The organism is Rahnella sp. PCH160, from assembly GCF_047784855.1.
Classification (GTDB): Bacteria; Pseudomonadota; Gammaproteobacteria; order Enterobacterales; family Enterobacteriaceae; genus Rahnella.
This window is the reverse complement of record NZ_JBLOGT010000001.1, coordinates 3,256,819-3,271,235: the sequence shown is the minus strand read 5'-3', so window position 1 is coordinate 3,271,235 and position 14,417 is coordinate 3,256,819. Positions and strand designations below refer to the sequence as shown.

The 14,417-nt window shown below is 57.3% G+C and carries 13 protein-coding genes; 6 read left to right on the top strand and 7 right to left on the bottom strand.

Going from position 1 to position 14,417, the window contains the following annotated elements; genetic code table 11:
* Positions 1-8: 8 nt before the first annotated feature.
* Both ACM5QY_RS15110 and ACM5QY_RS15105 read left to right on the top strand, forming a co-directional pair.
* Positions 9-569 carry a GNAT family N-acetyltransferase gene (locus ACM5QY_RS15110; protein ID WP_416121569.1) on the top strand — a complete coding sequence of 187 codons (561 nt, stop codon included), beginning with the start codon at positions 9-11 and terminating at the stop codon, positions 567-569.
* 68 nt (positions 570-637) lie between these two features.
* Positions 638-1,978, top strand: coding sequence for an LLM class flavin-dependent oxidoreductase (locus ACM5QY_RS15105; protein ID WP_416121568.1), 1,341 nt, complete (start codon positions 638-640; stop codon positions 1,976-1,978).
* 283 nt (positions 1,979-2,261) lie between these two features.
* Here ACM5QY_RS15105 and ACM5QY_RS15100 read toward each other — a convergent pair whose 3' ends face one another.
* Both ACM5QY_RS15100 and ACM5QY_RS15095 read right to left on the bottom strand, forming a co-directional pair.
* On the bottom strand, positions 2,262-2,435 hold the full coding sequence (locus tag ACM5QY_RS15100; RefSeq protein WP_416121567.1) for a hypothetical protein: 174 nt from the start codon (positions 2,433-2,435) through the stop codon (positions 2,262-2,264).
* 368 nt (positions 2,436-2,803) lie between these two features.
* On the bottom strand, positions 2,804-4,120 hold the full coding sequence (locus tag ACM5QY_RS15095) for an NtaA/DmoA family FMN-dependent monooxygenase (protein WP_416121566.1): 1,317 nt from the start codon (positions 4,118-4,120) through the stop codon (positions 2,804-2,806).
* A 299-nt stretch (positions 4,121-4,419) separates the two neighbouring features.
* On the opposite strand from ACM5QY_RS15095, the gene ACM5QY_RS15090 reads away from it, so the two are divergent.
* The 4 genes from ACM5QY_RS15090 to ACM5QY_RS15075 are packed head-to-tail and all read left to right on the top strand — an operon-like array spanning position 4,420 to position 9,523.
* Complete coding sequence (locus ACM5QY_RS15090; RefSeq protein WP_416121565.1) at positions 4,420-6,042, top strand: ABC transporter substrate-binding protein; 1,623 nt, start codon at positions 4,420-4,422, stop codon at positions 6,040-6,042.
* A 21-nt stretch (positions 6,043-6,063) separates the two neighbouring features.
* Positions 6,064-7,059 carry an ABC transporter permease gene (locus tag ACM5QY_RS15085; RefSeq protein ID WP_416121564.1) on the top strand — a complete coding sequence of 332 codons (996 nt, stop codon included), beginning with the start codon at positions 6,064-6,066 and terminating at the stop codon, positions 7,057-7,059.
* 23 nt (positions 7,060-7,082) lie between these two features.
* Positions 7,083-7,895: an ABC transporter permease gene (locus tag ACM5QY_RS15080; RefSeq protein ID WP_416122897.1), complete on the top strand. Its 813-nt coding sequence runs from the start codon at positions 7,083-7,085 to the stop codon at positions 7,893-7,895.
* Positions 7,892-9,523 carry a dipeptide ABC transporter ATP-binding protein gene (locus ACM5QY_RS15075; RefSeq protein ID WP_416121563.1) on the top strand — a complete coding sequence of 544 codons (1,632 nt, stop codon included), beginning with the start codon at positions 7,892-7,894 and terminating at the stop codon, positions 9,521-9,523. The genes ACM5QY_RS15080 and ACM5QY_RS15075 overlap by 4 nt, the downstream gene beginning before the upstream one ends.
* On the opposite strand, the gene ACM5QY_RS15070 is transcribed toward ACM5QY_RS15075, so the two are convergent.
* The 5 genes from ACM5QY_RS15070 to ACM5QY_RS15050 form a co-directional block, all read right to left on the bottom strand.
* A complete protein-coding gene (locus ACM5QY_RS15070) occupies positions 9,494-10,186 on the bottom strand; it encodes an amino acid ABC transporter permease (protein WP_416121562.1) in 693 nt (230 codons plus the stop codon). The genes ACM5QY_RS15075 and ACM5QY_RS15070 overlap by 30 nt on opposite strands.
* Positions 10,176-10,949, bottom strand: coding sequence for an amino acid ABC transporter permease (locus ACM5QY_RS15065; RefSeq protein ID WP_416121561.1), 774 nt, complete (start codon positions 10,947-10,949; stop codon positions 10,176-10,178). Before ACM5QY_RS15065 ends, ACM5QY_RS15070 begins: the two co-directional genes overlap by 11 nt.
* Positions 10,946-11,776: an amino acid ABC transporter ATP-binding protein gene (locus ACM5QY_RS15060; RefSeq protein WP_416121560.1), complete on the bottom strand. Its 831-nt coding sequence runs from the start codon at positions 11,774-11,776 to the stop codon at positions 10,946-10,948. The genes ACM5QY_RS15065 and ACM5QY_RS15060 overlap by 4 nt, the downstream gene beginning before the upstream one ends.
* A 24-nt stretch (positions 11,777-11,800) precedes the next feature.
* Entirely contained in the window at positions 11,801-12,643 is an 843-nt protein-coding gene (locus tag ACM5QY_RS15055; RefSeq protein ID WP_416121559.1) for an ABC transporter substrate-binding protein, read from the bottom strand.
* Between the two features lie 294 nt (positions 12,644-12,937).
* On the bottom strand, positions 12,938-14,371 hold the full coding sequence (locus ACM5QY_RS15050; protein WP_416121558.1) for an aminotransferase-like domain-containing protein: 1,434 nt from the start codon (positions 14,369-14,371) through the stop codon (positions 12,938-12,940).
* Positions 14,372-14,417 lie beyond the last annotated feature (46 nt).

Genomic DNA, 14,417 nt, shown 5'->3' with positions numbered 1-14,417 from the left:
AACCGAACATGAGCCATCTGATCCGCCTTGCCCGGGAATCCGAAGCCACGGCGCTGCATTCGCTGCTGCAGAAAGCCTATGAACCGCTGCAGGAGCACGGCATCCATTTCACCATCACGCGCGCGAGCGTGGAGGATGTGCGGGATGTGATCCGCAATGAAACCACTTACGTGCTGGAAAAAGACGGCGAGCTGACGGCCACGCTGACCACCCGTTTTCTGTGGACACCGGCGAAAAATCATCTCGCGCCCTGGCCTTTCGTTCACTGGTTCGCCGTATCGGAACACGCCAAAGGGCAAGGTTTTGGCAGAGAGATTATCCGTTATGTAGAAGAGACGTTTTTGCGCGACACGCTGAAATCCCCCGCCGTTTATCTGGCGACAGCCATCAAACACCCGTGGCTGACGGATTTGTATCAGCGCCGGGGTTACGAGCCGTTTCATACCGCGACTAATCCGCTGGGCGTCGAGCTGGTTTATCTGCGAAAAGTGCTGATTCAGCAGGCTTTCGACGCCCAGGAACAGGTGCCGCTGGTGCGTTCCATCGCGGAGTTACGCACGCTGGTTTAATCGCGGCACAACGCTGTTTAATTTGTGAATGATCTATTTCTGAGAGCCGTCCATTAAAGGGAAAGAAAATGACTCAAAAACAAAAGATACGTCTTGGCGCTATTATTCAGGGCGCGTCGGGAAATATGTCCGCATGGCGACATCCGGATGCGATTGCGGACGCCAGTATTAATATTCAGTTCTGCCAGCAATTAGCGCAAAAAGCCGAACAGGCTAAATTTGATTTCTTGTTTGTGGCCGACGGTCTGTTTATTACTGAGAAATCTATCCCGCATTTTCTTAACCGTTTTGAACCAATTACGCTGCTTTCCGCGCTGTCGCTGGTGACCCACAAAATCGGGCTGGTCGCCACGCTTTCCACCTCGTACAGCGAGCCGTTCACTGTCGCACGGCAGTTCGCCAGCCTCGATCATCTCAGCGGCGGCCGCGCAGGCTGGAACGTCGTGACCTCTCCGCTGGAGGGTTCCGCCAAAAACTTCTCACGCGACAAACATCCGGAACACGACGAACGTTACCGCATTGCCAGCGAATACGTCAGCGTGGTCAAAGGGTTATGGGATTCCTGGGAAGAAGATGCTTTTGTGCGTAACAAAGCCACCGGCCAGTTCTTTACGCCGGATAAGCTGCACACGCTCAATCATCACGGCAAATATTTCTCGGTACAGGGCCCGCTGAACGTCGGCCGTTCTCCGCAAGGGCGTCCGGTCGTGTTCCAGGCCGGTGCTTCCGGACAGGGAAAAGCCTTTGCCGCTGAAGCTGCCGACGCGATTTACACCCGTCAGGAAACGCCGGAGCTGGCACGCGAATTCCGCGAAGACGTCCGCCGTCAGTTGGTCGAAAATGGCCGCGACGCCGACGACATCCGCGTCTTCCAGGGCATTAGCGTGATTATCGGTGACACCGTCACGGATGCTGAGCGTCAATATCAGGAAACGGCGCAACTGGTGACGCTGGAAAGCGCGCTGGATTATCTGGGCCGTTACTTTGAGCATCATGATTTCGCGCAATACGACCCGGATGCGCCGTTCCCGGACATCGGCGATTTAGGCCAGAACAGCTTCCGCAGCACCACTGATGAAATCAAACGTAATGCCAAAGAGCGCGGGCTGACATTACGGCAAGCCGCGCTGGAAGCGGCGACGCCACGTCCGACATTCTCCGGCACCGCCGGACAGGTCGCCGACGGGCTGGAGCACTGGTTTACGTCGGGGGCAACGGACGGTTTTATCGTTCGGGGTGGCACGCCGACGGCGTTTGATGACTTCATTGACTCTGTCATCCCAATTTTGCAGGCACGAGGGTTGTATCGTACCGAGTACGAAGAAGGGACGCTTCGCGGGAATCTGGGGTTACGGGAGCCGGAGAATCAGTTCGTTGACGTTGTGCATTCCGATGCACTGACGGTTTAAATCTTTGCTGAGACCGCAGCAAAAGGCGGTTTTTCACTTGCCGTGAGGGCTGACAGCTGACCGAGAAAGTTTCGGTTTATCGCTTGCAGCGAACTGCTGATCGAGAAAGTTTCGGTTTTTCACTTGCCGTGAGGGCTGGTTCTAGATCGAGAAGATTTCGGTTTTTCACTTGCAGTGATCGCTCAGCGGCTCGCGTCGAAACCGACCAAGAGAGGGAAGTGCTTTCCCTCTCTTGGATCTCTCCCCGCATTTTCAACAAGCGCTATCGCTCGCTGGCTATGTTTCAGGTGCCGAAGCTATTGCCGCGAAAACTTGCCGCTGCGCGGTTCCCTTTCTCGGTTTCGAGCCACAGGTCTCGAAACACTTCGTTCGGCAAGCTTTCTGAAAGCGGCCATGGGCTATGTAATTCAGCAAGCTTCCTGAAAGCGGCCAGAAGCATAATTAAATTTAACGGCATTCTCTTTTCTTACTTAATTTCTGGTGGAAACGTCTGTTCATTTTATAAATAACAATCAGCAGTGAGGTTGCGAACTAGAAAGTTTGTGGCCGCTTTCAAAACGACGTCGAGTGAGGAGTGAGAAACAGCGAGAGTGTTTTTTCGAGCAGGTTCGAACCCGGGCGAGAGAACCGCGCAGCGGCGGCGTTTGCGGCACTCGCCGGAGTTGCTGAAACATAGCCAGCGAGCGGAGCGCGCAGTAAAAAAGACGTGGAGATTCAAAAGAGGGGCCGTCCTGCCCCTCTTTTGTCGGTTTCGGCGCAGTGAGTTAAGTAATCACAGTTATTGAAAAACCGAAATTTTCTCGATCAACGATCAGTTGTCAGCCCTCACGGCAAGTGAAAAACCGATTTTAAAGCGGCCCGGGCAAACCAAGATTTGCCCGAAAATCCCCCCCCGCTGTAATCGCGGTCGATTAACTCCCGTTTCCGCAACTCCGGTAATAACCCGTTCAAAAGTAAATCCTCCTGATCCGCCTGCCCCAATCCATGTAATGAGATCACATCCAGCACACCCGCGCGGTAGCGCTCTTCTATGGCGTCCGCCAGCGATTCCGGCGTTCCGGCGACAAACCAGTGGCCGGTTTCCTGTGCCTGGATGATCAGTTCACGCAGCGTCAGCCCCTGCAGGGCGAATCGTTTGAAGATTTCCGCACGCCCGCGACGGCGGTTGACCTGCTCGACGTCCGGCAGTAACCGCAGCGGGATCGGCTGATCCAGCGGGGAATCGCGCAGGTCTATTTCGCCGCCCAGCATGTCCGCGACCCTGAGCCGCCCCTGCTGATAATCAATCCGCTCGTGCTTTTCGAACAGGCGACGCGCCACGTCTGACGGGCTTTCGCCGATGATCGAATGGAACGAGTTCATGATCAGTGGCCGGTTTTCGCGGCGGCCAGACGCATCGGCGTGGTGATGCACGCGCTCAACAAAGGCTTTGGCATCTTCCAGCGTCGGCTGCGAGGTGTAGATCACTTCGGCGTATTTCGCACCGAGTTTCAGGCCTTCTTCGGATTGCCCGGCCTGAAATTGTACCGGCCTGCGCTGTGGCGGCGGCGGTACGTTCAGCGGGCCCTGCACGCGGAAGAAATCCCCGTGATGGTTGATCGGATGCAGCTTGCGCGGGTCAATGCTCACCGATCCATTTTTACTGCGCGTCACCGCGTCCGGCTGATTAGCATCGAATAAGGCATTGATGACCTGAATAAATTCCGTCGCACGGGCGTAGCGCACTTCCGGCGCGGGAAGCTGGATGTCACCGAAGTTTTCCTCACCCACCGAGGAGGTCACGGCGTTCCAGCCCGCGCGGCCACCGCTGACGTGGTCCAGCGTGCCAATCAGGCGCGCCAGATTGTACGGATGCTGATACGTGGTTGAAACGGTGGCGATCAGCCCGATGTGTGACGTCACCTGGCTGAGCGCGGCGAGTGTGACAATCGGATCCTGGCTGCCGGTTGAACCGGACAGCCCGTCGGGATCTGCCTGCAATAAATCGGCGGTGAAAAGCGCGGTGAATTTCTCTTTTTCCGCTTTTTTGGCCAGCGCAACAGCGCGGGAAATTCCGGTATCCGGGCGCGTGTCACCGGAGGCATAAATCGCACTCCCTGCCCCGGCCAGGGTTTTTAAACGTCTGCGGGATGGACTAGTCAAACTGTTCTCCTTTAACGGGAAAGATAAACCTGCGTTAAAAATAGAGAACAGAGGTGATTAAGCCACGAAGAAAAAAGCATTTTATTACCCTGAATATGGATAAGCAGGATATTCCTGATTATTCAAAAAAATAATTTTCCGCTAAGTCATTTATTTTCGCTGATAAGCAAATATTGTGATTTTACAACTTAGCAACCTGCCCTTAATAATTCCTTTCAGCCGCTGAAAAATAACGCGGCATCCATATTGTTTATGCGTCTTTTCGAATCATTGATGATTAATAACCTGACGGGAAATGTATGAAATCTTTTGCTGGTGTGCGTTCTCTTTCTGCTTTGACACTGCTGGTGCTGTCTTCCGGGCAGTCGCTGTATGCCGCTGAACAACCTCAGCAAGGCGGAAGCCTGACGTGGGGCGTCGAAACCGAACCCAATACGCTGAATCCGCAGTTAAACGGGCAATCCAAAGCCGAGCTGATCCTGCGCGTTGCCTATGAATCGCTGCTGGCGCGCACGCCGGACGGCGCGTATATCCCGTGGCTGGCAACCGGTTATCACGTTTCCGATGACGGCAAAACCTACACCTTTACCCTGCGCGATGACGTGAAGTTTTCGAACGGGGAAAAACTGACGTCCGCCGCCGTGGCAGAAAACTTCCGTCATGCACAGGATCCGGCATATTGCGCGGGATCCAGTATTTGTGCGCTGGCCGGGCGAATCGATACCCTCGCCACGCCGGACGAACACACCATCAGCATCACGCTGAAGCAGGTTTACAGCCCGTTCCTCTCGTTTGCTTCCGGCCTGAAACTGATTTCGCCGTCGTCGTGGACATCGCCGCAACTGAAAGCGGGTGGCACGGATATCGCGGGAACCGGCCCTTTCATTCTCAAGCGTTATGAGAAAGGCCAGCAGATTGAATACGTGCGCAACCCGGATTACCACTGGGCGTCGGCGAATGCAAAACATCAGGGCCCGGCGTATCTCGAGAGCGTGACCTACCGCTTCCTGCCGGAATCTTCCGTGCGCACCGGCGCGTTGCTTTCCGGTCAGGTGGATGTGATTGAAGGCGTGTCCGGCAACGATGCGGGCGAATTCAAGGACAACGCGGATTTCAGCTATCAGCACGCGCTGAACACCGGCACGCCGTATTCGCTGTTCCTGAATGTGAAATATGGCCCGACGCAGGACGTGAAAGTACGGCAGGCGATTTTACAGGGGCTGGATATTTCTCCGATTCTGCAATCGATTTATCGCGGTGAACGCACCCGCGTCTGGGGTATCACGTCGCCGGTTGACCCGCTGTATGACGCCAGTCTGACCGGCAAATACGGTAATAATCCGGCGCTGGCGAACCAGCTTCTGGACGAAGCAGGCTGGAAAACCAAAGGCGCTGACGGCATCCGCACCAAAGACGGCCAGCCGCTGAGCATCGAAATCATTCAGGCGCAGGCCACCGTGCGCGACCAACGTGACGTCTTGTTGCAGGCCTTGCAGGCGCAGGCACGGCAGCGGCTGGGCGTGGATCTGAAAATCCGTTACGTCGATTCCGGAACCTATACCGAAGTCAGAAAAACCGGTCAGTTTGGCTCGATTGCCAACTCCAACACCGATACCGACGGCATCGATATTGAAAACCATTACCTGCCAATCAACGCCGGTGGCTCGATCAATTACAGCCGCACCGATGCGCCGGAAATCATCCCGCTGCTGAAAGGCGCGTCGCAAACGCTGGATACCGCTGAGCGCAAAAAATTCTACGGCCAGTTGCAGAACTTTGCCGTGTTGCATCAGGCGCTGGCAATCCCGCTTTATGAGCCGGAAGACCAGATTGCGGCGGCGTCCTACGTTCACGGTGTCAGCTTCCGTCCGTTCAAGCAGATGCCGGAAAATGCCTACGACGTCTGGCTGAGCAAGCATTAATCAGCAGTAAGGAGCTTTATTATGTCGGTTGAAAGTGCCTTTATTCCCCCGCAGCGGCCTAAGTCAGCGCCGTTATGGCGCGGGCGCGTGGTGCGGCGGTTGCTGAGCGGCGGGCTGGTGCTGTGGGCCGCAGTCACGCTGTCTTTTATCAGCGTGTATCTCGCGCCGGGCGATATCGTCAGTTTGCTGATGGGCGAACAGGTACAAACACCGGCGATTGAAGCGGCGATCCGCGCGGAATGGGGGCTGGATCAGCCCCTGTACCTGCAATATCTGTACTATCTCTGGCGCGTTTTGCACGGTGATTTTGGCCGTTCTTATATGCTCAATACCGACGTCAGTTCGCTGGTGCTATCGCAGCTGTGGCCGACGCTCAAACTCACCGGTCTGGCGCTGGTCGTCAGCCTGGTGTTTGCCGTGGTGATGGCCGTGGCGACCGCGCACCGCCGCCTGGGGCAACGCATTGCGGGCGGCATCGAGCTGATTCTGGCCTCGACGCCCTCTTTCTGGCTCGGCATCGTGCTGCTGTTTATCTTCAGCTTTACGCTGCGCTGGTTTCCGGTGGCGGGCGACCGCAGTTTTTCTTCGCTGGTGTTACCGGCGTTGTCCCTCGGTTTAGCGCAGGGTGCAGTGGTTTCTCAGGTATTGCGGCGCGGGCTGGAAGACGCGCTCGACGAACCCTTTGTGCTGACGTTGCGCGCGTGGGGGCTGGGCAACCGCATTATCCGTTTACGCCATGCGCTGCGCCACGCCGCCCTGCCCGCCGTCACGCTGACCGGCTGGCTGAGTGGCGGTTTGCTCAGTGGCGCGGTGATCACCGAACAGGTGTTTGGCCGCCCCGGTTTGGGCAAAATCACCGTCGATGCTGTTTTGGGTAAAGACCTGCCGGTGGTGCTGGCGGTGGCGATTTTCTCCGCGCTGGTGTACGTCGTGCTGAGTACGCTGGTGGATATTTTGTATCTGTTTATCGACCCGCGCTTGCGGGATAACGGCCAGGACGACGGGGAAAACGCATGAGCCAGATACTGACCTCAGGCGGCATGAAGCGCCGGTTTTCCACCGGTTACGTTCTCGCGTCCGTGTATTTGCTGCTGGTGATTCTGGCGGTGATATTCCCCTCGTGGCTGACCCATTTCGACCCGCTGAACGCCGATCCGGTCAACGCGCAACTTCCGCCATCTTCTCAACACTGGCTGGGCACCGACCAGCTCGGGCGCGACGTGCTGGCGCGCATTATTTACGGCAGCCGTTATTCCCTGCTGATCAGCCTCGCGGCGATGGCCGTGGCGGTCTGCATCGGCAGCCTGCTCGGTTTACTGGCCGGATTATTCAAAGGCCCGCTTGATGAGCTGATCAGCCGCGCCGTGGACGTGGTTTCCGCATTCCCGGATTTACTGCTCGCGCTGATGCTGATTGCGTTCACCGGCCCCGGCACCACCAATTTAATCTTCGCGCTCGGCGTCGCTTCCGTGCCGCGTTTCACCCGCGTAGTGCGGGCGCAAACTTTTGTGGTGATGTCCTCAGGTTACGTGGAACAGGCGCGCACGCTCGGCCTCAAACGCCACGTTCTGGTCTGGCGGCATGTGCTTCCGCACGCCATCGCGCACGTTCCGGCGCTGGCCACGCTCGGGCTGGGCACCGCGATTATCGGCACGGCGGGTTTGAGTTTTCTCGGCATGGGGCCGCAACCGCCGACCGCTGAATGGGGGCTGATGCTGGCCGAAGGTCGTAATTATCTGCGCAATGCGTGGTGGATTGGCGTCTGGCCGGGCGTGGCGATCACCCTGACCGTGATTTCTGTGAACACGCTTGGCCGCTACTGGCAGGCCACTTTTGAAGGGAAACAGCCATGAGCGACGAACTGTTTATTGATATCCGCAATCTTTCGATCTCCTTTCCCTCGGCAGACGGCGAAAAACCGGCCGTCAGCGGCCTGAATCTGCAACTCAAACGCGGGGAATCCATCGCCTTCGTCGGCGAGTCCGGCTCGGGGAAAACCGTCACCGCCCGCAGTCTGCTGGGGTTACAGGACGCCAAAGCACGGATCACCGCCGACCGTTTTGTGATCGACGGACAGAATATGCTCGGTGCCAGTCAGCGCCGCTGGCGCAAAATTCGTGGCAGCAAAATTGGCTATGTGTTGCAGGACGCGCTGGTGTCGCTCGATCCTTTGCGCCGCATCAGCCAGCAGTTGCGCGATGCATTACAGGCGAACCGCACCGGTAAGCCGCAGGAGCTGCATCCGCAAAGCATTTCTCTGCTGAAATCGGTTGGCATTCCCGATGCCGAAAACCGGCTGACGGCGTATCCGCATCAGCTTTCCGGCGGGCTACGTCAGCGGGTGCTGATCGCCACCGCGCTGGCGGGAAAACCCGGTTTACTGATTGCCGATGAACCGACCACCGCACTGGATATGACGGTACAGAAACAGATTCTGGATCTGCTGCAACAGCGCCGCGACCGGGGAGAAAGCCTGCTGCTGATCAGCCACGACCTTTCTGTGGTCGGGCAACTCGCCGACCGGATCCTGGTGATGCATCAGGGCAAAGTGGTGGAAGAAGGCACAGGCGAAAAACTGCTGAGCACGCCGGACCACCCGTATACGCGCCAGCTTCTCGCCGCCATTCCCGGCCCCGCCACACGCGGGCTGAAACTCTCCGGCCAGAGCGGCAGGCCGCTGCCCGCCAAAAATATCGCCACCGGCGAACCGGTGCTGGACGTGCGCAATCTGAGCAAATATTACGCGGATAAAGCCGTGGTTAACCACGTCAGCCTGACGCTGGCGGCGGGTGAAACGTTGGGCATTGTCGGGGAATCCGGCTCAGGGAAAACCACGCTGGCCAGAATGGTGCTCGGGCTGACCGAACCCGGTTCCGGCACCATTACTATTCAGGGGCAACGCTGGAGCCAGATCCCCGAATCTGTCCGCAGGCTGCAACGCCGGGGAATTCAGCTGATCGCACAAGATCCGCTCAGCTCTTTTGATCCGCGCTATAACGTGGAAAAAATCATCGGGGAAAGCCTCGACAGCGTGGGGGTTTTTGGCGATGAACGACGCCGCCGCATCCTGCAATTGCTCGATGAAGTGCAGCTCGGCGAAAGATTTTTGCGGCGTTATCCGCGCGAACTTTCCGGCGGTCAGCGCCAGCGTGTCGCCATCGCCCGCGCCTTTGCCCCGAATCCTGCGTTACTCGTGGCCGACGAACCGGTGAGCGCGCTGGACGTTTCCGTACAGGCGCAGGTGCTGGATTTACTGGCCGAAATGCAGGCCGAACACCGCACCGCGCTGCTGTTTATTTCGCACGATCTCGGCGTGGTACATCATCTGGCAGACAGGGTGATGGTGATGAAAGACGGGAGCGTGGTCGAGCACGGACAGGTCGATGACGTCTTCCACCGCCCTGCCCATCCGTGGACGCAAAAGCTGATTAATGCGCTGCCGGTGGTGGGCTCACGCCCTGATCAAACGGCGGCGTTTTAAGGATTTCCCCGCAAAATACGCCAGCGACGCGCACAGCAGGTAATACATCAGGCCGACAAACAGGAAGATTTCCGCCGGGTAGATTTGCACCCGGTTATTCACCTGCCCGGCGACGGTGGTCAGTTCCGGCACGTTGACGATAAAGGCCAGCGAGGTGTCTTTGACCAGTGAAATCAGCAGCCCGAGATACGACGGCAACAGGTTTGGCCACGCCTGCGGCAGCAGGACATTGAGCAAAACCTGGCTGTAACTCATGCCGGACGCAATGCCCGCTTCGGTTTGCCCGCGCGGCAGTGATTCCAGCCCGGCCAGCGTGGAGTGCATCACCGCCGCCGAGGTAAACCAGGCGAGTGCGATAATCACCGTCAGCGGGCCGGGGATCGAGCCGCCAAACACCACCGGCAACAGGAAATACAGCCAGAAAATCACAAAAATCAGCGGGATGCCGCGAATAAACGACGCCCACAGAAACAGCAATTTTCGCGTCCAGCCCCCGAAACGCCACGCTAGCGCCGCCATCGTGACGCCCAGCACTAATGCCAGCACGCCAGCAGAAACGGCCATGATCAGCGTGAGTAAAACGCCGCCCGGTTCGCCGTCGGCCAGCCGTCCCCACAGCATGTAGGTGAAGTTATCGTGTAAAACCGACCAGTCAAATTCCATCGTTCACCTCCGCCTTCTGCACGGCCTGCGGCCTTTGCTGCGGACGTTTCGGGCCAAAAACCGTCATCAGGCCGCCGAGGATCATTCCCAGCGCCAGATACAGCAACGTGCCGACGGCAAAACCTTCAAAGGCGTGCGCGTTGTAACTTTCAATCTGGCTGACCTGATACGTCAGCTCGGAAAATCCGATGCCGGTCGCCAGTGAGGACAGTTTCATCAGGTTGAGATACTGTCCGGTGATCGGCTGCCAGGCGTTGGTCAGCGCCTGCGGTAACAGGATCGAAAGCAGTAATGTTTTGCGGCTGAAGCCTTGTGAAATCGCGGCTTCGGTCTGGCCTTTCGGCACCGAATTCAGCCCGGCCTGCACTTCCTCCACCAGAAACGCGGCGGTGAATAATCCCAGTCCCCACGCGGCGCACAAAAACTCCGGCGTGAGCCACGCAATATTACCGGGGAAAACCGCCCACGCGTGGGTATCGCCGATGTAAAAACGCCAACTTTGCGGCAGCGCACCATACGCGGCGAAATACCAGAAAAGCAGCTGAACCAGCAGCGGCGTATTACGGAAAACTGACACAAACGCCGCCACCGAGCCGCGCGCCAGACGCGATTGACTCAGGCGCAGCGCGATCAGCAACACCACCAGAAGCGTCGCCAGCACACTGCCCGCAATACTGACGTAAAACGTGGTGAGAAAGCCGGAAATAATCCACTGCAAAGGCTGGCCGGTGAGTACGCCAGCCCAGTCGGGATGCCAGATCATTGCCCCGCTCCTGTTTCAGGATGCAGCGGGAACAACACTTTTTGCAGAAAACGCTGCGCACGCGGATGCTGCGGCCGCAGGAAGAAATCCTCCGGCTCGGCCTGTTCAAGGATCTCACCGCCGTCCATGAAAATCACCCGGTCGGCAATTTCACGGGCGAAACTCATTTCATGCGTCACGACAATCATCGTGATGCCGCTTTTCGCCAGTTCCTGCATGACCAGCAACACTTCGCCGATCATCTCCGGATCCAGCGCCGACGTCGGTTCATCGAACAAAATGATGTCCGGATCGGTCACCAGCGCACGGGCGATCGCCACACGCTGCTGCTGCCCGCCGGACAGTTGCTCGGGATAATGCTGCGCTTTGTCCTGCAAACCGACGCGGGTCAGCAGCGCCAGCGCCTTCCCGCGTGCATCACTTTTCTTCCAGCCGTGGACTTTAATCAGCGCAAGGCTGACGTTGTCCTGCGCGGTCAGATGGGCGTACAGGTTGAACTGCTGAAACACAAAACCGATGTGGGTACGTAACTCGCGTAGCGCCGATCCGTTCAGGCCGCGCGTCGGTTGGTTGTGGATGAGAATTTCGCCATCAGTGACGGTTTCCAGCTGGTTAATCAGGCGGATAAGCGTGGATTTCCCCGAGCCGGACGGCCCGCAAACGGCCACCACATCGCCGCTGGCAACGCTCAGTTCGACATTACGGATCACGGGGTGATGACCGAAAGATTTACTGACCTGACGAAATTCAACCGCCGTGGTTTTACCGGCGTTTGAATGTGAAAAAACCGCAGACGTCGCTGCGGTTGGTAAGGTGTCTTGTGGCATGTGCATGACCTTGCGTAAAGCGAATTATTTGGCTTCAATCTTGAACAGACGTGGCTGCGGAGATTTTGTCTGCGGGCCAAACCAGACGTTATAAATGCTCACCGCCTGACAGTTTTTCTCCAGATTCAGCAGTTCGTCATTCACCACTTTCAGCAGGCTGGTTTCGCCTTTTTTCACACCAACGCCAATTTCTTCTTTGCTCAGCAATTCAGGCAAGACTTTGTACTTCGCCTTATCCGGCGCGCCATCCAGCAAACCGGCCAGAATGGTGCTGTCCTGCGTAATCGCCTGCACGTTGCCGTTACGCAATGCAGAAAGCGCCAGAGGAATATCGTCATAAGACAACACGCGCGACTGCGGGAAGCGGTTGTGCAATTCCTGCTCGCCGGTGGTGCCTTTCACCGCGCCGATACGCGCCGTGGCGTAGGCATCGAGTTTATCCGGTGAATTGGCCGGCACCAGGAACTGCTGGCCGGTCACGAAATAAGGAATGGAGAAATCGACCACTTTCGCGCGTTCCGGCGTGATGGTGATATCCGCCACAATCAGATCGGCTTTGCCGGACTGCAACAACGGAATACGGTTCGCCGGATTCGTCGGCACCAGTTGCAGTTTCACGCCCAGCGTTTTCGCCAGCGCTTTGGCAAAATCAACGTCATAACCGACGATATCGTGGGTTTTCGCATCCACAGAACCGAATGGCGGATTGGAATCAAACGTGGCCACTTTCACCACACCGGCTTTTTTAATATCTGCCAGCTGATCCGCATGGGCTGCAAACGTTGAGACTGCGCTGAGCGCCAAAAACAGACCGGCGGAAACCACGCTTTTATTGAAGTTATTTTTGATTACTGATGTAGCAGCCATAGTTTTTCCTTATAAGTCATCTTAAGAGGGCTCGCGCCCTAAAGTTTAAATTTTGCAGGTAAATAACATTTTTGTTTTGTGGGTCAGAGAATTGCATATAGGAACGGGCGGCTGCCACTAACAAAAAAGGATATAGATGGATGATTAATGCATAAGGGTTGGATCTGGGTCGTTGGGGCTGCAACGGGCATTCAGCTTTCACAGCGGCACCACGCAGAGGTCATACAGTAACGGGCCGGGCGCAGTCAAAGACGGGGTACAGATAAAGGTTCAGGACCGGGCAGGTATTCGTCCTTAGCACTCGCCGGCCAGTTCGTGACAAAGCGCGCCGATCTGCTCCACGGCATTGAGCAGGTCAGGTGAGGGTTCGTTCGCACAATTTAACCGCAGAAAATTCTCTAATTCCGCACCGGGAGAAAACAGGGGGCCAGGGCTGACACCAATGCCCAGCGCCAGCGCGCGACGATACACCGCCCATGCATTCAGCTGAGGCGGAAGTTCAACCCACAATAAGAAACCGGCTGTGGGTACGGCAACGCGCGTGCCCGGCGGGAAACTGGCTTCGACCCGAGCGATGACCGCGTGTACCCCCTCAGAGATACGGAGCTTCAGCCGCCGCAGATGACGCTCGTAGTCTCCACTTGCCAGTATCTCGCTCGCGGCGGCTTCAAGCAGCGGTGAGCCTGCCCAATCCCCGGCCATGCGAGCCTGTAATACCTGTGTGTGGTAGCGTCCTGCCGCAATCCAACCGATTCGCCATCCAGGGGCAAGGGTTTTGGACAATGAACTGCAATAAATCACACTTCCACTCTGGTCGAACGCTTTACACGCCGGAGGACGCTGCCCCTCACCGGCCAGGTCGCCGTACACATCGTCCTCAATTAAAGGGATTCCTGCACGTTCAATCAGAGCGACAAGCTCCTGCTTGCGCGTGACGGGCATACTGGCCCCGAGCGGGTTTTGCACCGTGGGCGAGGCCAGCACGGCAGCGGGACGGTGGCGCTCAATAGCGTCGGCAAGGGGTGCCAGTAACAAGCCTTCCGCAGGATCCGTAGGTATTTGCAATGCCTTCAGGCCTAAATCTTCCAGCAGCAGGAGCGTACCGAAGTAGGCGGGCTGCTCAATCGCCACGACATCACCCGGCTGACATACCGCCCGGAGCGCCAGACGCAGCGCCTGCGTCGCGCCCGCGGTGATGACCAGATCATCCGCACCAAAACGGGCCCCCCACTGTGCAGCGCGTAAGGCGATATTTCGGCGCAGGTCTGCCCTCCCCGGCGGCAGGCTGTAACTCTGCCCGCGTGCTTCAAGGCGACGGCTTACCGTCTGCAGCGCCCGCTGCAGCGTCTCTGTTGGCAGCCACGTCGGGTCGGGCAGTGCTGCCCCAAGTGGCACCAGCCGGGCTTCTGCACGACTAAATAGTGAACAGGCTACGGCTGACATTGTCACCGGGACCGGACCAGGCAAATGATGGGGAAACTGCATATTCTGTGGTGTGTTTAGTTGGCAAACGAAGTAGCCCGAACGCGGACGCGCAACTATCAGGCCCTCGGCCTCAAGGCAACGGAGTGCTTCCAGTGCCGTTGGAAGGCTGACTTGCTCGCGTTCGGCCAGTTTACGCGCGGAGATCATCCGGTCACCGATTCGCAACGCACCTGATGCAAGCGTCAGGCGCAGCATTTCAGCAATCCGGCGGTAATGTGGGGAAGACAGAGGTGGGACGGACATTGCGATCTGTACAGGCTGATTTTCGATAAATCTGACTATACAGACA